The organism is Microbulbifer sediminum (assembly GCF_021729035.1).
Taxonomy (GTDB): domain Bacteria; phylum Pseudomonadota; class Gammaproteobacteria; order Pseudomonadales; family Cellvibrionaceae; genus Microbulbifer; species Microbulbifer sediminum.
Genome location: NZ_JAJSAP010000005.1, coordinates 129,875 through 148,920, shown reverse-complemented (window position 1 = coordinate 148,920; position 19,046 = coordinate 129,875). Strand labels below are relative to the sequence as shown.

General features: G+C 60.6%; 16 protein-coding genes. 13 read left to right on the top strand and 3 right to left on the bottom strand.

The window, feature by feature from the left end:
• The first annotated feature begins 1 nt into the window (after position 1).
• The 9 genes from LVD11_RS09985 to LVD11_RS09945 all read left to right on the top strand — a co-directional run bounded on the left by LVD11_RS09985 (position 2) and on the right by LVD11_RS09945 (position 11,414).
• Positions 2 to 970 (top strand): GlxA family transcriptional regulator, encoded by a 969-nt coding sequence (locus LVD11_RS09985; protein WP_237058578.1) that lies wholly within the window; start codon positions 2 to 4, stop codon positions 968 to 970.
• Entirely contained in the window at positions 967 to 2,268 is a 1,302-nt protein-coding gene (locus LVD11_RS09980) for a cyanophycinase (RefSeq protein WP_237058577.1), read from the top strand. The genes LVD11_RS09985 and LVD11_RS09980 overlap by 4 nt, the downstream gene beginning before the upstream one ends.
• 197 nt (positions 2,269 to 2,465) lie before the next feature.
• Complete coding sequence (aspA, locus tag LVD11_RS09975; protein ID WP_237058576.1) at positions 2,466 to 3,893, top strand: aspartate ammonia-lyase; 1,428 nt, start codon at positions 2,466 to 2,468, stop codon at positions 3,891 to 3,893.
• A gap of 161 nt (positions 3,894 to 4,054) precedes the next feature.
• Positions 4,055 to 5,404, top strand: coding sequence for an aspartate aminotransferase family protein (locus tag LVD11_RS09970; protein ID WP_237058575.1), 1,350 nt, complete (start codon positions 4,055 to 4,057; stop codon positions 5,402 to 5,404).
• Positions 5,405 to 5,472: 68 nt separating this feature from the next.
• Positions 5,473 to 6,855 carry a glutamine synthetase family protein gene (locus tag LVD11_RS09965; RefSeq protein ID WP_237058574.1) on the top strand — a complete coding sequence of 461 codons (1,383 nt, stop codon included), beginning with the start codon at positions 5,473 to 5,475 and terminating at the stop codon, positions 6,853 to 6,855.
• A gap of 315 nt (positions 6,856 to 7,170) precedes the next feature.
• Positions 7,171 to 8,022, top strand: a complete 852-nt coding sequence (locus tag LVD11_RS09960) for an OmpW/AlkL family protein (protein ID WP_237058573.1) — start codon at positions 7,171 to 7,173, stop codon at positions 8,020 to 8,022.
• 178 nt (positions 8,023 to 8,200) lie between these two features.
• Positions 8,201 to 9,544, top strand: a complete 1,344-nt coding sequence (locus LVD11_RS09955) for a glycosyltransferase family 4 protein (RefSeq protein WP_237058571.1) — start codon at positions 8,201 to 8,203, stop codon at positions 9,542 to 9,544.
• Entirely contained in the window at positions 9,544 to 10,293 is a 750-nt protein-coding gene (locus tag LVD11_RS09950) for a class I SAM-dependent methyltransferase (RefSeq protein WP_237058569.1), read from the top strand. Before LVD11_RS09955 ends, LVD11_RS09950 begins: the two co-directional genes overlap by 1 nt.
• Positions 10,290 to 11,414: a prenyltransferase/squalene oxidase repeat-containing protein gene (locus LVD11_RS09945; RefSeq protein ID WP_237058567.1), complete on the top strand. Its 1,125-nt coding sequence runs from the start codon at positions 10,290 to 10,292 to the stop codon at positions 11,412 to 11,414. Before LVD11_RS09950 ends, LVD11_RS09945 begins: the two co-directional genes overlap by 4 nt.
• Here LVD11_RS09945 and LVD11_RS09940 read toward each other — a convergent pair.
• Entirely contained in the window at positions 11,343 to 11,960 is a 618-nt protein-coding gene (locus LVD11_RS09940; protein ID WP_237058565.1) for a class I SAM-dependent methyltransferase, read from the bottom strand. The two genes, LVD11_RS09945 and LVD11_RS09940, sit on opposite strands and share 72 nt — an antisense overlap.
• Positions 11,961 to 12,075: 115 nt before the next feature.
• Here LVD11_RS09940 and LVD11_RS09935 point away from each other — a divergent pair, with 115 nt between their 5' ends.
• Positions 12,076 to 12,798, top strand: coding sequence for an acyltransferase (locus LVD11_RS09935; RefSeq protein ID WP_237058563.1), 723 nt, complete (start codon positions 12,076 to 12,078; stop codon positions 12,796 to 12,798).
• A 98-nt stretch (positions 12,799 to 12,896) separates the two neighbouring features.
• The gene (locus LVD11_RS09930; protein ID WP_237058561.1) at positions 12,897 to 13,409 is read left to right on the top strand and encodes a shikimate kinase; all 513 of its coding nucleotides are present in this window, start codon (positions 12,897 to 12,899) and stop codon (positions 13,407 to 13,409) included.
• A 115-nt stretch (positions 13,410 to 13,524) separates the two neighbouring features.
• Here the strand turns inward: LVD11_RS09930 and LVD11_RS09925 are convergent, their stop codons facing one another.
• The gene (locus tag LVD11_RS09925) at positions 13,525 to 13,638 is read right to left on the bottom strand and encodes a MarC family protein (protein ID WP_237059058.1); all 114 of its coding nucleotides are present in this window, start codon (positions 13,636 to 13,638) and stop codon (positions 13,525 to 13,527) included.
• Between the two features lie 279 nt (positions 13,639 to 13,917).
• On the opposite strand from LVD11_RS09925, the gene LVD11_RS09920 reads away from it, so the two are divergent.
• Positions 13,918 to 14,208 carry a hypothetical protein gene (locus LVD11_RS09920; RefSeq protein ID WP_237058559.1) on the top strand — a complete coding sequence of 97 codons (291 nt, stop codon included), beginning with the start codon at positions 13,918 to 13,920 and terminating at the stop codon, positions 14,206 to 14,208.
• 508 nt (positions 14,209 to 14,716) lie between these two features.
• On the opposite strand, the gene LVD11_RS09915 is transcribed toward LVD11_RS09920, so the two are convergent.
• The gene (locus LVD11_RS09915; protein ID WP_232941730.1) at positions 14,717 to 15,187 is read right to left on the bottom strand and encodes an Lrp/AsnC family transcriptional regulator; all 471 of its coding nucleotides are present in this window, start codon (positions 15,185 to 15,187) and stop codon (positions 14,717 to 14,719) included.
• Positions 15,188 to 15,486: 299 nt separating this feature from the next.
• Between LVD11_RS09915 and LVD11_RS09910 the strand changes: the two genes are divergently transcribed.
• The gene (locus tag LVD11_RS09910) at positions 15,487 to 19,041 is read left to right on the top strand and encodes an indolepyruvate ferredoxin oxidoreductase family protein (protein WP_237058558.1); all 3,555 of its coding nucleotides are present in this window, start codon (positions 15,487 to 15,489) and stop codon (positions 19,039 to 19,041) included.
• The last annotated feature ends 5 nt before the right edge of the window (positions 19,042 to 19,046 follow it).

The window sequence follows — 19,046 nt, the reverse complement described above, 5'->3', positions numbered from 1 at the left end:
TATGAATACCCCGCCTACCGCGAATGTTGCAGTGGTGCTGCTGCCCGGTTTTCCGATGGGAGCGCTGGGGATATTGATGGAGCGCTTTGCACTTGCCGCGCAGTCACCGCAGGTTTTCAGCCTCAGTGGAAGTTCGGTGCCGGCCCGGCATGGAGTGCGAATCCAGGCCGAGGTGCTGGCCTCCGTGCCGCGTTCCCCGCAGGCACTGTTTCTCTGTGGTGGGCGCCAGCATTCAGGTGAGCCACCGTTGCGCGCCGCCATGCGCGGGCGGCTCATGGCGCATGCCCGGCAGGCGCATTACTGCATTGGTATTGGTTCAGGCGTCCTGGTGCTGGCCCAGCTTGGCCTGCTCGAGAACCGGACCTGCAGTGCACCGGAGGAGCTCCACTCCCGCCTGCTGGCACTTGAGCCCGGACTCGCGCTGTCTTCACAGGGAATGGCACGGGACCAGCGTATCTGGACCTGTTCCGATGAGGAAATGCTGCCCCTGATGCTGGATACCCTGCTGGCAGACTGGCAGGGCTCTGGCAGTGGGCGGGGGGATTCCCCCCGTGGTGAGGTCGGTGACCGGGCGCTGCTTGCTGAAGCGCAGGCACTGATGCGCAGCAACCTGTCCGAGCCGCTGACCACCGGCGAGATTGCCGATTACCTGCAGGTTACCAGCAAGAAACTCGAGCGGGTGTTCAAGCGCCTGTCTGGCCAGCTGCCGGCACGATTCTATATCGGCCTGCGACTGGCCCTTGCCCGCGACCTGCTGCACCACAGTGACCTCAGCATCGAGGAAGTTGGCAGGCGCTGCGGGTTTGGCTCGCCATCACATTTCAGCCGTGCCTTTCGCAATTATTTCGGCTGCACGCCCCGCGAGGAGCGGCAGCATCCTGTTCATCCCGGTTTTAGCCGGGGCCGCAGTGGGGGCAACCCCGGCTGCGGCCCGACAACGGGAACCACTTACCGCGAGTGTTTACGATGATAAAAAGACTGTACCGAACCCTTCTGATTGCCGCAGCTGTCGTTGTCGCCGGCTGTGGCGATGCCCGCGGCGGAGGCAGCGAGATGGCGCCTGTAGAGGCGCAGGCCCGGGAAGGGCGGTTGCTGATTGTGGGCGGCGCGCTGCGCAGTGATAACGCCGCCGTGTACCGGGCGTTTATCGACTCGATCCCGGCCGGCTACCCGGAAGTAGCCATCGTGCCGGCGGCTTCCGGGCGCCCTGCGCATTATGCCGGGCAGTTCCTGAAGGACCTGCGCGACCACGGGTACAAGGGGCCCGTGCATGTGCTCCCGGTCGCGGTGCGCGACGACCGGGACACCGAGGAGGATGAAAGCACCTGGGCCCGTGGGGCCTTTGATGAAAAGGTGGTCGCCACCATGAACAGGGTTGGTGGTATCTGGTTCGTGGGTGGTGACCAGACCCGCATTACCCAGACCCTGGTGGACCCGGCTGGTGAGGATTCCCCGCTCCTGGCCGCGATCCGGGGAAAGCTCGCCAGGGGTGCTGTGGTGGGCGGTACCAGCGCCGGTGCCGCGATCATGAGCAACCCGATGATTGCCGGTGGGGACTCCCTGAGCGCGCTGACCCGACCGGGGACCGACGAATACGCGGGTATGGAGGCACAGGAGTCCGGCCTGCTGGTGGTCAGGCCCGGCCTGGGATTTTTCCCCGGCGGTATTGTCGACCAGCACTTCGATCGCAAGAGCCGACTGGGTCGGCTGATCCGGGCGCTGGCACCGTCGCACAGTGCGGGCCTCCGCCTGGGTTATGGTATCGATGAGGATACCGCGGTGATGGTGCATCTGGATTCCGGGGAGCTGGAGGTGATCGGCAGTGGCAATCTGATCCTGGTGGACGCACGTGATGCGCGGTTTGCGGGCGAAGGTCGCTTCGCCGTGGACGGGCTGTTGCTGTCCGTGTTCAGCCACGGCGACAGCTATAACTGGCAAACCGGTGAAAAGCGCATGGATGGCGCCCAGACCCGGGACCGGGAGGCATTCTCCTACGAGGCGCAGCAGGGCGCTGGCCTGGCGCTGCCCAACAGCCGCCTGGATCACCTGCTGGGATTCTCCCTGCTGGACAACGACAAGAGCCGCGAGCTGCGCCGCTATGCCTTCAGTGAGGCCGGCGACGGGGTACGATTCCGCTTCGAGCAGACCGATGACAGCCGGGGCTACTGGCGTTACGGCTCCGGTACCAAGGACCAGTACTCGATCAGCGATGTCAGGCTGTCGGTGGAGCCGGTGGCGGTGGAGATTCACCAGGGAAGCCCTGAATAAATCCATGGCCCCGCTGGCTTCCAGGACCGGCCACTGAATTCTCGCCACCGGGCCGGCGAGAATCGCCAGCCCTGATTGCCGGTTAGTCCGTGGGCGTTACTATGCTCCCGCCCGGCACCCGGGCACTGATTCTTTCCCGTTTTATTCCCGGGCCGGGCGCGACCGCGTGCCGGCCGGACCTCTTTGTGGAAAACGACATGAGCGACACCGCCAACTTTCGTGTGGAAAAAGACCTGCTGGGCGAGCGGTCGGTACCGGCAGCGGCCTATTACGGGGTGCAGACCCTGCGGGCACTGGAGAACTTCAGTATCAGCGGTATTCCCCTGAATCATTTTCCCGACCTGGTGGTGGCGCTGGCCATGGTCAAGCGTGCCTGTGCCCTGGCCAATAGCGACCTGGGCAAGCTGGACGAGGAACAGCTCGGGGCGATTGTGCACGCCTGTGACGAACTGATCGGGGGACAGCACCACGAGCATTTCTGTGTGGATATGATCCAGGGGGGCGCCGGCACCTCGACCAATATGAATGCCAACGAAGTGATCGCCAACCGGGCCCTGGAAATCCTGGGGCGCGAGCGCGGGGATTACGATTCACTGCATCCCAATATCCACGTCAATATGTCCCAGTCCACCAATGATGTGTACCCCACGGCCCTGCGGCTGTCGATGGTCTTCGGCCTGCGCGAGCTTACCGCCGCTGCTGCCCGGTTGCAGGAAGCGCTGGCGGAGAAGGGGAGGGAATTCGCCCCGGTCCTGAAAATGGGGCGCACCCAGCTGCAGGATGCGGTACCCATGTCGCTGGGCCAGGAGTTCAATGCCTTCGCCACCAATATCGGTGAGGAAGTGGCGCGCCTCAATGAAATGGCCGAGTTGCTGACCGAGGTCAACCTGGGCGGCACCGCCATTGGCACCGGGTTGAATACCGAGGCGGATTACCGCGACCTGGCCATCGGCCACCTGCGGCGTATCAGCGGTGTGCCGGTGAAAGCCGCCGCCGACCTGGTGGAGGCCACTTCGGACATGGGGGCATTTGTCCTCTTGTCGGGCATGCTCAAGCGCTGCGCGATCAAACTGTCGAAGATATGTAACGACCTGCGGCTGTTGTCCTCCGGTCCCCGCGCCGGACTCAACGAAATCAACCTGCCGCAGAAGCAGCCGGGCTCGTCGATCATGCCGGGCAAGGTCAACCCGGTGATTCCGGAAGCGGTCAACCAGGTGGCCTTTACCGTGGTCGGCAACGACACCGCCATCACCATGGCCGCCGAGGCCGGGCAGCTGCAGCTGAACGTGATGGAACCGCTGATCGGCTTCAAGCTGCTGGAGTCCATCCGCTACCTGGGCGCCGCGATGGGATCGCTACAGCGCGACTGCATCCAGGGTATTACCGCCAACGAGGCGGTGTGCCGGGGCTACCTGGAGCAGAGTATCGGACTGGTCACCGCTCTCAATCCATACCTGGGCTACGGCAAGACCTCCGCCATTGCCCAGCGGGCGCTGGCCACCGGCCGTAGTGTCGCGGAGCTGGTGATCGAGGAAAAGCTGATGAGCCCGGAGCAGCTGGAGGCGTTGCTGAGCCCTGAAGCGATGCTGGCGCCCCTTGCCGGGAGCCGCGACCTCCCGGTCTGAATGCGCCCCCGGGGATTCTTACCCTAGAGTGACTGGAGTCAGCCCTTGCGCTATTCCCGCGGCTCGCACTAAAATGTGATCACAAATTGAGGCGGCCGAGCCGCGGGCCCCTGCCGGCCGGTGGGGGCCCGGTCGCGCTGTAACCAGTCAGGAGTGAGAATATGAACAAGAGCGAGCTGCAACAACACGACCGCGAGCATCTGCTGCACCCGTTTACCGATTTCAATGACCTGGGTAAACAGGGCACCCGTGTGATCACCAATGCCGATGGCGCGTATATCACCGATATCGACGGCCATCGCATGCTCGACGGCATGTCGGGCCTGTGGTGCTGTAACCTGGGCTACAGCCGCAACGAGATTGCTGACGCCATTTACGAGCAGCTGCGCACGCTACCGTTCTACAACAGCTTCTTCCAGTGCACCACCGTGCCCTCCATCCAGCTGGCGGACGCCCTGGCAGAGGTGACCCCGGCGCACATGAACAACGTCTTCTTTACCGGTTCCGGTTCCGAGGCCAACGATACCAACCTGCGTATCATCCGCCGCTACTGGGACCTGAAAGAGCAGCCGGAAAAGCGCATCGTGATCTCGCGCAAGAACGCCTATCACGGTTCCACCATCGGTGGCGCCAGCCTGGGCGGCATGAACGGCATGCACAAGCAGTTCCAGGCGCTGGATTACATCGAGCACATCCAGCAGCCTTACTGGTTCGGGGAGGGCGGTGAAATGTCCCCGGAGGAGTTCGGCGTACACGCGGCGCGCTGCCTGGACGAGAAGATCCAGCAACTGGGCCCGGAGAAAGTGGCGGCGTTTATCGCCGAGCCAATCCAGGGCGCCGGCGGCGTAATCATTCCGCCGGAAACCTACTGGCCGGAAGTGAAAAAAGTCCTCGACCAGTACGATATCCTGCTGGTGATGGACGAGGTGATCTTTGGTTTCGGCCGCACCGGTGAGTGGTTCGGTGCCGACTACTACGGTATGGAGCCGGACCTGATGACCTTTGCCAAGGCTGTGACCAACGGCTACTTCCCGCTCGGCGGTACCATGGTCAGCGACCGCGTCGCCGAGGTAATCAAGGCGAAGGGCGGTGAGTTCACCCATGGTTACACATACTCCGCGCACCCGGCAGCCTGTATGGCGGGCCTTGCCACAATCAACATCCTGCGCAGCGAGAACATTATCGGCAACGTACGGGATGTTACCGGCCCCTATCTGGCCAGGCGCTGGGCAGAGCTGGCCGAGCACCCGATCGTCGGCGAGGCACGCAGCCTGGGCATGGTGGGTGCGCTGGAGCTGGTGAAAGACAAGAACAGCCGTGCACGCTTCGATGACGACTGCACCGCCGGGGGCGTCTGCCGCGATATGAGCATCAAGCATGGCCTGGTCATGCGGGCGACCGGTGACACCATGATCATTGCGCCGCCGCTGATCATTACCACCGAGCAGGTGGACGAGCTGGTGGATAAGGCGCATCGCGCGCTGGATGATACTGCCAAGGCTCTGGCGTAAACTCTGTCCCAGCGGGCGCCGCCGGCGCCCGCTTCGCGTTTTGGCCATTATTAATTCCCGGGCAATTTATGTCAGAAGAACAACTCTCGCCATCGCCAGAGATTCTCAGTGAATCCGAGGCTTTCCTTGCCGAGCATCCCGACCTCAAGTGGGTCGAGGGCTTTGCATTCGATATCAACGGCATCCCGCGAGGTAAGTGGCTGCCAGCCGAGGCTGCGGGCAAGTTGCTGAAAGGCGGCCTGCAGATGCCGCGCAGCGCGGTCAGCCTGGATGTCTGGGGCAGGGATATTGAAAACAGCCCGCTGGTTTTTGCCAGTGGCGATAGTGACGGTGTCTGTATCCCGGTCTCACCGATATCCCTGGCACCCTGGCACCGGGAGAAAACCGCACAGCTGCATATGCAATTGCACGAGGCGGATGGTTCACCCCTCTACGCCGATCCCCGCACCCAGCTGCAGCGGGTGGTTGAGCGACTGGATGGGCTGGGTTACCGCGCCGTCTGCGCCACCGAGCTTGAGTTTTACCTGCTGCGCGAGGATGCAGACCACCTGGCGCGGCCGCGGCCGGTCAGCGATAACGACGCGGAGCTGGTGCCTTCCACCGACGTTTATGACCTGTCGGAGCTGGATGCCCAGCGGCACTTCTTTGCCGATGTACGCGCGGCCTGCGAAGAGCAGGGAATCCCGGCGGATTCGATTCTTTCAGAGTGCGCTCCGGGGCAATTCGAGATCAACCTGCTGCACAGCGCCGACCCGGTGAAAGTGGCGGACCAGACCCTGCTGTTCAAGCGGTTGCTGAAGGGCGTGGCCCGGAGCCATGGGCTGCGGGTAAGCACCATGGCCAAGCCTTTTGGTGACCAGGCCGGTAATGGCATGCATGTCCACCTGAGCCTGATCGATAAAGACGGCAACAATGTTTTCAATGACGGCGGCGACCTGGGTACACCGCTGCTGCGCCAGGCCGCGGCCGGTATGCTGGCGACGGCGAATGACGCCATGGCGCTGTTCGCGCCGCATGCGAATTCCTATCGTCGCTTCCAGGAGAGCTCCCATGCCCCGCTGAATCTGTGCTGGGGTTACGACAACCGTACGACAACCCTGCGAGTGCCGGCGAGCAACCCGGAAGCGCGCCGCATAGAACACCGGATTGCCGGTGCCGACGTCAATCCCTATCTGGTGCTGGCGGCAATCCTGGCGGGCGTCTGTCACGGTATCGAGCAGCAGCTCGAGGCTCCGGCGCCCGTTGAGGGTGACGCCTACCAGGTGGAAAGTGAGCAGCTGATCAATACCTGGGGCGGGGCGCTCAAGCGATTTGAGCAGACTGCCCTCTGGCAAAAATATCTCGACCCGCGATTTGTTGAGTTGTTTATTTTGCTCAAGCGCCAGGAGCTTGCAGAGATCGACGCCCGTGTCACCGATGTGGAGTACCAGAGCTACCTCCACCGCGTTTGACGCGGGAGGCCGGCCTGTGCCGGCAAAAAGAGGAGATTCGCGACTGCCACTGGCTATGGCGAAAAGTCCTCTGCTATACCTAGAGTCAGACAGGCAATCAGCATGTCTGACGCTCTCCTCCTGAAAGTGTGTTCGAGAAAACTGGCCCGCCAACTGGCGGGCATTTTTTTTGCGGAAAAGTTTTTTACGAAAATTAATTTCCTCAAATTATTCTTCTTTTGGGTAAGGCTTTCTGCAGCTCGCAAAACCCCACCTATACTGTTTGTAACCGCACATGCGGCGAAGGAGCTTTTAAGCGTTACAAGGAGTTACCCCATGAGACTGAAGCCCCTCCTCATACCCCTGGCAGTGGCGGTTAATGCCGGCCTCGCCGCACAGTCGGCTCTTGCGGGCCCTTCAGGTTACCCGGTCCAGACACCGCCCCCGCCATCCGGATATATTGCCGGTTCGACCATCATTCGCGCGGGTGCCGCCTGGGTGGACCCGGACGAAGATTATCGCACCGTCCAGTCTTTCCTGGCCGATGATCCCTCCACAGATGAGGTCGAGTCGGTCCCGATTGACGTGGGCGTAGGCCTGGATATCGATGATGAAACCACCTGGTTTATCAGTGGCACATATATCTTTATGGATCACTGGGCGATCGAGCTTTATTGGGAAAGTGAGGCGAGCCTCGATGCGGTCCTGAGATCTGATGCGGTGGTTGCCGATACCAACGAGTTTATCGGGGAGTTCTCCGAGGGGCTGGGTGACTTCGACTACAGCACCGTGAGCCTGTATCTCGACTGGTTTTTCCTCGACCCGTCCTGCCTGTGGCAACCGTATGTGGGCATTGGCGTGGCCTACACCAATATCGATGAGGACTTTGTCCGCGGCGTGACACGGGTTGATGGTGCCCGGGATCATGGCCTGATCAGCTTCGGCAGCGACTTCAGCTGGACCGCCCAGGTGGGTGTGGACTTCGCATTTGGGCGCGACGATACCTGGATCATCAATGCCTCCGCCATGTATGTGGATTCGGAGCCCGATCTGGACCTGGGTTTCAATACCTTCACCCGTCCGGCCGATTTCGGTGAACCCGCTGAATTGCCGGTGCGAATCCGTGACGAACTACAGCTGGATCCCTGGATTTTCAACCTGGGCGTCGGTTACAAGTTCAGTTTCTGATTGGCTTGCAGGTCTCGTACGGGAGGGCAGGTTACTGCCCTCCCGTTTTTTATGCCTGGTCGCCGGGGGCGGGCCCTGCGGGTTTTGTGGACGTCTTGGCGGTGGCAGTCATATCCTCGCCGGTGTATTCTTCGCCTGTATCTGCCTTTGCCAATAATATGAATTGAATGGGGAATCAATGACCGCCCTGGAGAAACGTGCCGACGGTCCTGCTGTCTCGAGTTCGCGTCCACTGAAGATCTGTCTCCTGGGCTATCGCAGCCATCCACATTGCGGTGGGCAGGGGGTCTACCTGCACTACCTGAGCAAGGCCCTGATCGAGGCCGGCCACCAGGTGGATGTGATTTCCGGCCAGCCCTACCCAGAGCTGGATCCGCGCGTGCGCCTGGTCAAGATGCCGGGGCTGAATCTATACGAATCTGAAAACCCCACCCGTGCGTTGCGTTGGCGACACCTGTTGAGCTGGGCGGATTTCTTCGAGTGGTGGAGCAAGTTGACCGGGGGCTTCGCCGAGCCGTACACGTTTGGCCGGCGGGTAGCGAAATACCTGCGCCGCCACGGCAACGAATACGATATCGTGCATGATAACCAGTCACTCTGTTACGGGTTGCTGGATATCGAGAAAAACGGCCTGCCGGTGGTCGCCACCATCCACCACCCGATTACCCGCGACCGCGAGCTCGCACTGGACGCCGCGCCCGACTGGCGTTTTCGCCTGCTGGTGCGTCGCTGGCACAGTTTCCTGCGCATGCAGAAGCGGGTCGCCCGCCGGCTGGCTCATATCGTGACCGTCTCCGCACAGTCAAGGCGGGATATCATTGACCAGTTCGGCGTGCACGAGCACCAAATCCAGGTCATCCACAACGGTATCGACACCGCCGTGTTCCGTCCGCAGCCCCATATCCAGAGGCTGCCGCTGCGTATCATGACGACCGCATCCGCTGACCAGCCCCTGAAGGGGCTGCGGGTACTGCTGCTGGCCCTGGCCCAGGTTCGTGAGCAGTATCCGGAACTGGAGCTGCTGGTGATCGGCCGCCTGAGTGAGGGCGGCCCCACGGCTGCGCTGTTGCGCGACCTGCATTTGCAGGATGCGGTGCGATTTGAATCCGGTATCTCCAACGAGCAGATGGCCGAATATTACGCATCCGCATCAATGGTGGTGTGCCCCTCCCTCTATGAGGGGTTTGGCTTGCCGGCCGGGGAGGCCATGGCCTGTGGTACCCCGGTCATTTCCAGTGACGGCGGTGCCTTGCCGGAGGTGGTGGGGGATGCCGGGTTACTGGTCCCTGCCGGTGACAGCGAGGCGCTCGCTACAGCCATTACGGAGTTACTTGGTGACCCGACCCTGCGCGCGGACCTGTCAAAGCGGGGCCGGGTGCGCATCGAGCGCGAATTCTCCTGGCGGCATGTGGCCGTGTGCCTGGTGGAGTATTACCGGGGCATTATCTCCGCGGGTCCACAGGCCGGGGCATTGTTACCGCTCTCGGTGTCGGTGGCGGACGACAAGGCGGAGGCCGCCTGATGATCACTGTGGAGCCGCACCGGCTGAAGTTGGAGTCCGGACAGAAGGTGCTGGACCTGGGTTGTGGAGAGGGGCGTCACGCCATTCACCTGGCGCTTTCCGACAGCGTTGATGTCTATGGGGTTGACCTGGATTTTGCTGATGTATCCACTGCCAGGGACCGCGCGGCACCATTTATGGACGGGGGAGAGCCCGCCGGCCGGCTACTGCTCGGGGTGGCTGATGGCCTGCGCCTGCCGTTCGCTGATAACAGCTTTGATGTGGTGATCTGCTCCGAGGTGCTCGAACATATCGATGACTTTCGCAGCATGCTCGCCGAGATCGACCGGGTCCTCAAGCCCTCAGGCACCTTTGCCGCCAGTGTACCGACGTTCTTTCCCGAATGGGTGTGCTGGAAACTCAGCGATGAGTATCACCAGGTGGAGGGCGGCCATATCCGTATTTTTCGTGAGCGTCAGTTACGGCGCTCCATCGAGTCTTTCGGCCATCGGTGTTATGCGCGGCACAAGGCACACGCGCTGCACGCCCCATACTGGTGGCTCAAGTGCCTGTTCTGGAACCGCGAGGATTCCCGCCTGCTGGAGATCTATCACCGCTTCCTGGTCTGGGACCTGATGCAGCAGCCGCTGCTGACCAGGGTGCTGGAAAAACTGCTGGCCCCGGTGCTGGGGAAAAGCATCGTGTTGTATTTTGTAAAGCCGCCCTGCCAGTCGGAACAGGCGGTTCCAGCACTGGAGGCGCGTGCATGAACAATCCTGTGACGGCCCGTGTTGCGATACCCAATCAGGAGCCGCTGTTCCCGCCGGATTTCCTCCGTGACAGTGCCAGTTATATCCTGTCGCAGCAGCAGCCCGATGGTTCTATTCCCTGGTTTGCGGACGGCTATGCGGATCCCTGGGATCACGTCGAGGCGGCAATGGGACTGAGTATCGCCGGTGAGTACCCTGCTGCAGAGCGGGCCTATGAGTGGCTGGCCCGGTTACAGCTACAGGATGGCAGCTGGTGGGCGGCGTACCGGGATAGCGCGATAGATAACGGCGAGCGCCGGGAGAGCAATTTTGTTGCCTATGTCGCCACGGGCATCTGGCACCATTACCTGGTGACCGGAGACCGTGATTTCCTGCAGCACCACTGGCCCATGGTAAGGCGAGCGATTGAATTCGTGCTGCGGCTGCAGACGGGATTCGGTGACATCCACTGGGCCGTGGATGCCGAGGGGCGGCCTATGGAGGATGCGCTGGTTACCGGTTGTTCATCAATCTACAAGAGCCTCGAGTGCGGCATTTTCATCGCCCATACCCTTGGTCATCCCCGGCCGGACTGGATGCTCGCGCGTCAGAGGCTCGGTGATGCGCTGCGGCTGGCGCCGGAGCGTTTTGACCGCACGTGGGAGAGCAAGGCCCGCTTCTCCATGGACTGGTTCTATCCGGTGCTCACCGGCGTGTTCCGTGGTGCCGCTGCCCGCGCACGACTGGAGCAGAGGTGGGAGGAGTTTGTTGTCGAGGGCCTGGGTTGTCGTTGTGTCAACGACGAGCCATGGGTGACGGTGGCGGAAAGCTGCGAGCTGACCATGGCACTGCTGGCGGCGGGTGAGCAAAAGCGCGCGGCAGAAATCTACCGGGCATTACATCGCTGGCAAGACCGGGACGGCGGCTACTGGACGGGTTATGTCTACCGTGACGATGCCGTCTGGCCGGAGGAGAAAACCACCTGGACCGTTGGCGCCATGCTCCTGGCCGCGGATGCCCTGGCTTCGCTGACGGCAGCCTGCGACCTGTTCACCACGGTAAGCCTGCCGTCAGACCCGGCGCAGGATACCGAGGGTGTCGACCAGCTCGACCAGCTCGAACTGGGCGGAAGCCAGCGCTAGCTTGTATATTTCGTAAGGTGCCTGGCCGCCGTCATTGGGGTCCGGGAAAATATCGTGGATCGCCAGGTATCCGCCGGGCACGATATGGCGGGACCAGCTGCGGTAATCCGTCATGGCCGCCTCCAGGGAATGACCGCCATCAATGAACACCAGGCTGAGCGGGGTGTTCCAGAAGCGTGCTGCCACCGACGAGCTTGCCACGATCGGCACAACCCAGTTTTCCAGGTTGGCTGCGCGGATATTGCTGCGGAAAGTGCGGAAACTGTCCATCAGCTGCGCGCTTTCGTCGTAAAGGGATGGGTCGTGGTATTCCTCCCCGGGCTGGTGTTCCTCCGAGCCACGGTGGTGGTCTACCGCATAGAGGACCCCGTTCATCAGCTTGCACGCGGAAGCCATGTAAATAGTGGACTTCCCACAATAGCTACCGACTTCCAGACAGGCTCCAGAGCCGCTGGCCTCGGCGGCAAGGTGATAGAGTGCTTCGCCCTCGTGGGCGGCCAGGAAACCCTTGATGGACTGGATATCGACAGGCAGGCTGATGGACATGATTGTTCGGTTTTGCACTGAATTTTGGGCCACAGTAAACCGGCCCCGGGGGAAAAGCAATTGGCATCTATGCATTGCCGGAGCCGGGGGCATTTCTCCAGGGTAACTCATTGATATGCGTAAGGACCACCGGCCGTACTGGCTCAAGCAACTGCAGTTGCGACTGCGCAACTGGCGCGCCCGCCGCTTCCTGTGGCCACAGTTCGATGCTATTGGCCGGGAACCGGAAATCATGGATCCGGGGTCCGTGCAGGTGTTTGGCGATCGTATTCGCCTGGGTGACTTCCCGCACCTGATCTCTACACCGGATAACCCTATTCGCCTGACCACCCTTGGCCACCGCGGTAAGAAAGCGGAGATTTGCATCGGCGATTACGTTCTGATTTCACCGGGGGTGCGTATCTCCGCTGAAGAGTCCATTCAGATTGGCGACGCGTGCATGATCGCCGCCAATACCTATATCAGTGATTCGGACTGGCACGGTTTGTATAACCGCACCCGCCCCTTCCGTTGTACTTCACCGGTACGACTGGGCAACAACGTCTGGCTCGGCGACAGCGTTATTGTCTGCAAGGGCGTGCACATCGGGGATAATTCAGTTGTCGGTGCCGGCAGTGTGGTCACCAAGGATGTTCCGGAAAATACTGTGGTGGCCGGCAACCCGGCGCGGGAGATTCGCAGGATCAATCCGGGGCGCCGCATGATTACCCGGGAGGCACTGTTTGCCGATGCATTCCGCCAGGCGCACAATATGGATGAGCTGGACCGAATGCTACTGGGGGGGAATTCCCTGCGTGGCTGGTTGCGTGCGCTGGTCGCTCCCCGTCGTGGGGATTGAGAGATCTGCCATGGGCGGGGTAGGGTTCCGGTCGGTGCCTGCATGGGAAATCCAGCGGGACATTGCGGTCAGGGTATTTGAGTAGTCACAATAAGTTCATGAAGAAACAGAAAAGTATCGTATTGGTCGGGATGCCCGGGGCGGGCAAGAGTACCCTTGGGGTCCTGCTGGCAAAGGAACTCGCGCTGGATTTTGTCGATACCGACGTGCTGATCCAGTTGCGGGAAAACAAAACCCTCCAGGAGATCATGGACGAGTCGGATTACATGAACCTGCGGCGGATTGAAGGTGAGGTGATCCGGGCGGCGCACCTGCCGAATCACGTGATTGCCACCGGTGGCAGTGTTGTCTATAGCGAGGAGGGCATGAAAAACCTGGCGGGCTTCGGGCCGGTGGTCTTTCTCAATTGCTCTGCGGCGGAGCTGCGTCGCCGTATCCACAATTACGACAGTCGCGGGATCGCCAAGGCGCCCGGGCAGTCCTTTGATGAGTTGTTCGCGGAACGCCAGGCGCTCTACCGCAAATATGCGGATATCACCGTCGATTGTGACGGCCGGAACCTGCAGCAGGTGCTGGACCAGGTGCTGGAAAAGCTACACGCGAGGGCCTGACCGGGTCCCACCATTTCATTTTGATCTAAAAGTGAACAGGCCGCTCGAGGTGGAGGGAGGTGTGGTTTAGTTAAAGTTTGAGCAGTCTTGTTGTGACAAGGCTGCTGATTAAAAATTAAGCGAGGCTTTGTTTCATTCCATCGAGGAACAACTCCACGGCTAGCATTAGCAGTACCATGCCCATCAATCTTTCTGCAGCAATCAGACCGCGGTTACCGAGTAGGCGCACCAGTGGTGCAGATGCCAGCAAAATGACAGCCGACACTCCCCAAGCGCCCAACAAGGCGTTCCCCCGTGATGCCTCCTTTTTGTCGAAAGACCATACCGATTGCGATCAAAAGCAGGATGATTGCTCCCGCTATCAGCCAGGTGGCTCAATAGAACAAAATGAAAATGGGCCCCTTACTGGTCCGTTCGTCGTATTTCGCATGCAGCAGAGAGAGTTGCAATGTAAAATCAGGGTGGGGAATAGGATTCCCTTATCTAGAATAAGTATGAGGAGATGGTCGTGTATTTGAAAACTAAATTCCTGCTCTTATTGGTGATTGGATTCCTGGCGGCATGCGCTGGAAACCCTGATCTCAATAACGCAAATGAGGGCTCAGCTAGTCAAGCGAAAGCTGTTTCTGGTACCAACTTGAATCCAAAAGACCAGGAAATATGCAAGTATCGACAGATTACCGGTTCGCGTTTCAAGCAGAAAACTTGTATGACCGCTGCTGAGTGGGAGAATATGTCATATGAAACAAGAAAAATGCTTGATAAGAATACCCGCAACAAGGTTCGTAATGATCCCTGATTAGAAGCTTCAAGAGGCGATAATGAGGGGCTTTAGTAGAAAGGTTACGTTGTCGTCTCTTTTTCCCTTCCCTTAAGTGAAATTTCCCCTCTATATATGTATCAATGAAAGCTGCTCCAGGTTTAAATAAAAAGTTTAATGACACCATAATGACGCCATAAAGCTGCTTACTTCCGGTGATATGGGGCAGGCCGAAGTTCTGCTTCTGGAAGCACAGAAGGTTATTCCTGAAAATGAGTCAGTTCTCGCAGGGTTGGTACGTTTGTGTATCAACTTAAAACAGTTAGAGAAGCCGCTTGACTGTTTGGAGGGGTTGACCGCGCTTAAACCGGAAAATATTGAACACTACTTGCATGTACCACTGTTAAGTGAGCGATTAGGCCTTTTTGATAAGGGTATCGAGGCCTACAAGCAGTTGTTGAGGCGGAAGCCTGGCCTCTTCAGCTCTCACGGTGCTCTGGACGGGGCTGCTCGCCAGGCCCCGCCAGGCAGGAGCCTGCCACGCGGCCTAGAGCGGCAGCTGGGTGGTGTACTTCACCTGTTTGAGGGCAAAGGTTGAATTAACCGACGCGACATTGGGCAGGTGCACCAGTGTCCGCTTGAGTAGCTGTTCGTAGTGCTCTACGCTGTCCACCACCACACGCAGCACGTAGTCTTTATCGCCGCTGGTTGAATAGCACTCGACCACTTCCTGAACGTCGTGCACAGCTGACTCGAAGCTGTTCAGTGACTCTTCGTCGTGGTTTTGGATGGTCACATAGCAGTATACTGTGACTCCCAGGTCGAGTTTACGGGGGTCGAGCAGCGTCACACGTCCGCGGATGATGCCTTCGGCCTCGAGGCGTTTGATGCGGCGCCAGCAGGGCGTGTGGGAAAGGCCCACTTTATCTCCGAGTTCCGCCATGGAATAGTCGGCGTTTTCCTGCAGCGCCCGCAGAATCTTGCGGTCAAAATCGTCCAGGTCTGTCGAACGCTTCATATAAACTCCTGTCCTACAGAATTTGCTTTGTTCGAGATGGTCATCATAATTTTACGCACAAATATGTGAATAAAGCAATGATTCATTGCGCTTTAAGCACTAGTATGACCTGACCAGCTCGTCGCAGGCCACCGCCGGATTGCATGTGGTGCTGTGAACTGGGCTGCCGGCCCCGGATTTGGCCGCAAATCCCCGCAGAGGGGAGCGGCAGGGGGACCTGGATTGCCGGAACAATAACGATCAGCACGAAACGGGCTTTTAGCAGAAGTTCGAGCGAAGAGAGAACCGGAAGTAGGCGTATGAGTGAAGCAGTCAAGAGCCCGCAGACCGCGGCGCAACCCCAGCCCAGCAAGATTTCCCTGGACGATCGCTATACCACCCTCAGGGGCAGGGTATTGCTGTCCGGGATCCAGGCGCTGGTGCGCCTGCCGATTGACCAGATGCGCATGGACCGGGCCCGCGGCCTCAATACCGCCACTTTTATTTCTGGATACCGTGGCTCGCCGCTGGGGGGTTACGACCAGCAGCTGAGCCGCGCCGGCAAGCTGCTGCAGGAACACAATATCCGGTTTGTACCCGGGGTGAATGAGGAACTGGCGGCGACCTCGGTGTGGGGATCGCAGCAGGTCGGCCTGTTCGACGGCGCGCAGGTGGATGGCGTCTGTGGCATCTGGTATGGCAAGACACCGGGGGTCGACCGCTCCGGCGATGCATTCCGCCACGCCAATGCTGCGGGTTCCTCGCCCAGGGGCGGCGCCCTGATCATTGCCGGTGACGACCACGGCTGTAAGTCCTCATCCTATCCCGGCCAGTCCGAGTTCGCCTTCGTGGATATGCATATCCCGGTGCTGAACCCGTCCACCGTGCAGGAGGTGCTGGACTACGGTCACTACGGCCTGGAACTGTCTCGTTTCAGCGGCTGCTGGGTGGCGATGATCACCCTGGCGGAAAATATGGATAGTGCGTCGACGGTAGAGGTGGACCCCGAGCGGGTGCAGTTCAGCTACCCGGACGTGGAGCGCCCGGAGGGTGGCCTGAACATCCGCAAGCAGGACAACCCGCTGGAGCAGGAAGAGCGCCTGTGGCGCTACAAGCGCCCGGCCGCATTGGCGTTTGCCCGCGCCAATAAACTGAACAAGGTGGTGCTGGACAACCCGCAGGCGACCCTGGGGATTGTCAGCACCGGCAAGGCCCACCTGGACCTGATGCAGGCCCTGGAAGACATGGGCATCGATGAGCAGCAGGCCCGCGATCTGGGTATCCGTATCCTCAAGGTGGGCATGACTTATCCGCTGGACGTGCCTGGAATCCAGGAGTTTGCCCGCGGCCTCGATCACTTGCTGGTGCTCGAGGAGAAACGCAGCCTGATGGAAGTGCAGCTGAAAGAGGAGCTGTACAACGTCCATCTGCAGGACCCCAATTTCCCCCGCATCCTCGGCAAGGTTGACGAACATGACCGCCCGCTGATGCCGATGTACGGCGAACTGTCGCCGGCGGTGGTGGCGCAGGTCCTGGGACGGGTGCTGGGTGACCGGGAGCTGGGTGAGCGGGCGAAGCACCGCCTGATGCGCCTGGATGCCCTGGCTGAGCGGATTTCCCGCCAGACCGGCTCCAGTGTATCGCGCCTGCCGATGTTCTGTGCCGGTTGCCCGCACAACCGTTCCACCAAGGTGCCGGAAGGCAGTCGCGCCCTGGCGGGTATCGGCTGTCACTACATGGCGCAGTGGCTCGATCGCGAAACCTATACCTTTACCCAGATGGGGGCCGAGGGCGTCAACTGGGTCGGACAGGCGCCGTTCACCAGTGAAGAACACGTGTTCGTCAACCTCGGTGATGGTACCTATTTCCATTCCGGCATCCTGGCCATCCGCGCCGCCGTGGCCGCGAAGGTCAACATCACGTACAAGATCCTGTTCAATGACGCCGTGGCCATGACCGGTGGCCAGCCCCACGATGGCGAGCTGCACCCGGACATGATCTGTCGCCAGGTCATTGCCGAGGGCGTGCAAAAAGTGGTGCTGGTGATGGACAACCCGGACAAGTACCGGGGCATGCTTACCTTCCCGAAAGAGGTCGAGATCCGTCACCGCGACCATATGCCGGTGGTGATGGAGGAGTTGCGCGAGACCGATGGTTGTACCGTGATCATCTACGACCAGACCTGTGCCACCGAACTGCGGCGCAAGCGCAAGCGCGGCCTGCTGCCGCAGGCCGAGGGGCGTCCGTTTATCAATGAACTGGTGTGCGAGGGCTGTGGCGACTGCGTCCAGCAATCCAGCTGTATCGCAGTCGAGAAGGTGCAGACCGCCTTCGGCGACAAGCGCCGTATCAACCAGACCGGCTGTAACCAGGACATGTCCTGCGTCAACGGTTTCTGCCCCTCGTTTGTCACCGTCAAGGGCGGCAAGCTGAACAAGCGTGCTGGCGTAGGGGATGTGCTGCGCACTGAGGCCGACAAGCTGGAGGCGCCGCAACTGCCGCCGCTGGACGAGCCCTACAACCTGCTGGTGACCGGTGTAGGCGGTACCGGTGTCGTGACGATCGGTGCGCTGCTGGCAATGGCTGCGCATATCGAGGGCAAGGCAACCAGTACACTGGACCAGACCGGCCTGGCCCAGAAGGGGGGAGCTGTCTACTCCCACGTGCGGTTCGCAGCGGCACCGGAGGCCCTGAAAGCAGTACGTATCTCCGACGGGCGCGCGGACTCGCTGCTTGCCTGTGACCTGATCGCAGCGGGCAACCTGCAGGCGTGCCTGGCCAAGCTGGACGAAACCCATACCCGTGCGGTGGTGAATACGCACCTGAGCCCGACTGCCGCCTCGGTACTGGGGCGCGAAGACGCGCATTCGCCCCAGGCTGTACTGGATACCATCAGCGATACGGTGCGTGAACTGGAGGCGGTGGAAGGGCACAAGCTTACCGAAGCAGCCCTGGGCGACACCCTGACAGCCAACATCTTTATGCTGGGCTTCGCCTGGCAGAAAGGGATGCTGCCGTTGGGACTGGGTGCCCTGCAGGAGGCCATCGAGCTCAATGGTGTCGCGGTAGAGGCAAACCTGCAGGGATTTGCTGCCGGGCGCCTGGCTGCGGCCAATCGCGCCGTACTGGACCAGCTGCTGAAAGGATCGCGTCGTGAGGTGCAACTGCCCCGCACCCTGGAAGAGATCGTCGCCCACCGGGTAGAGCACCTGACCGGTTACCAGAATGCCGGGCTGGCGCGTCGTTACCAGGCACTGGTGGACAGGGTGAAGGATGCAGAAATACTGCGGGTGCCGGCGAGCGAGGCGCTGGCCGAGGTGGTCGCGCGCTATTACGCCAAGTTGCTGGCCTACAAGGATGAGTACGAGGTGGCCCGCCTGTATACGGATGGTCGCTTCACCAGTGCCCTGGAGGAAAACTTTACCGGCGATTTCGAGCTGCAGTTCAACCTGGCGCCGCCGCTGCTGGCACCGTTTGACAAGGCGCTGGGTCGCCCGCGCAAGATGAAGTTTGGTGGCTGGATGCACCGGGCATTTGGCGTGCTGGCACGTCTCAAGTTCCTGCGCGGCACGGCATTTGACGTGTTTGGCTATACAGCCGAGCGGAAGATGGAGCGCCAGTTGATCAGCGAATACGAGCAGCTGGTGGACCGGGTGATCGGCTCCCTCAACGCGGACAACCACGCGGCCGCCATTGAGCTGCTCAGCTACCCGGACCGCATCCGCGGTTATGGCCCGGTCAAGGAGGCCAGCGTCGAGGAGGCTCGTAGCTTCCGCGACGCCGCGCTGGAGCGCTTCCAGAATCCGTCCAGCGGTGCCGGCGCAGGCCAGCCAGTGAAAGTCTTCGACCCGGAGACTGCACAGCAGGTTGGGTAAACGCC

Excerpts from the sequence above, each read along its gene's own strand:
- LVD11_RS09985 (WP_237058578.1), top strand. The coding sequence starts at position 2 with ATGAATACCCCGCCTACCGCGAATGTTGCAGTGGTGCTGCTGCCCGGT.
- LVD11_RS09980 (WP_237058577.1), top strand. The coding sequence starts at position 967 with ATGATAAAAAGACTGTACCGAACCCTTCTGATTGCCGCAGCTGTCGTT.
- aspA (WP_237058576.1), top strand. The coding sequence starts at position 2,466 with ATGAGCGACACCGCCAACTTTCGTGTGGAAAAAGACCTGCTGGGCGAG.
- LVD11_RS09970 (WP_237058575.1), top strand. The coding sequence starts at position 4,055 with ATGAACAAGAGCGAGCTGCAACAACACGACCGCGAGCATCTGCTGCAC.
- LVD11_RS09965 (WP_237058574.1), top strand. The coding sequence starts at position 5,473 with ATGTCAGAAGAACAACTCTCGCCATCGCCAGAGATTCTCAGTGAATCC.
- LVD11_RS09960 (WP_237058573.1), top strand. The coding sequence starts at position 7,171 with ATGAGACTGAAGCCCCTCCTCATACCCCTGGCAGTGGCGGTTAATGCC.
- LVD11_RS09955 (WP_237058571.1), top strand. The coding sequence starts at position 8,201 with ATGACCGCCCTGGAGAAACGTGCCGACGGTCCTGCTGTCTCGAGTTCG.
- LVD11_RS09950 (WP_237058569.1), top strand. The coding sequence starts at position 9,544 with ATGATCACTGTGGAGCCGCACCGGCTGAAGTTGGAGTCCGGACAGAAG.
- LVD11_RS09945 (WP_237058567.1), top strand. The coding sequence starts at position 10,290 with ATGAACAATCCTGTGACGGCCCGTGTTGCGATACCCAATCAGGAGCCG.
- LVD11_RS09940 (WP_237058565.1), bottom strand. The coding sequence starts at position 11,960 with ATGTCCATCAGCCTGCCTGTCGATATCCAGTCCATCAAGGGTTTCCTG.
- LVD11_RS09935 (WP_237058563.1), top strand. The coding sequence starts at position 12,076 with ATGCGTAAGGACCACCGGCCGTACTGGCTCAAGCAACTGCAGTTGCGA.
- LVD11_RS09930 (WP_237058561.1), top strand. The coding sequence starts at position 12,897 with ATGAAGAAACAGAAAAGTATCGTATTGGTCGGGATGCCCGGGGCGGGC.
- LVD11_RS09915 (WP_232941730.1), bottom strand. The coding sequence starts at position 15,187 with ATGAAGCGTTCGACAGACCTGGACGATTTTGACCGCAAGATTCTGCGG.
- LVD11_RS09910 (WP_237058558.1), top strand. The coding sequence starts at position 15,487 with ATGAGTGAAGCAGTCAAGAGCCCGCAGACCGCGGCGCAACCCCAGCCC.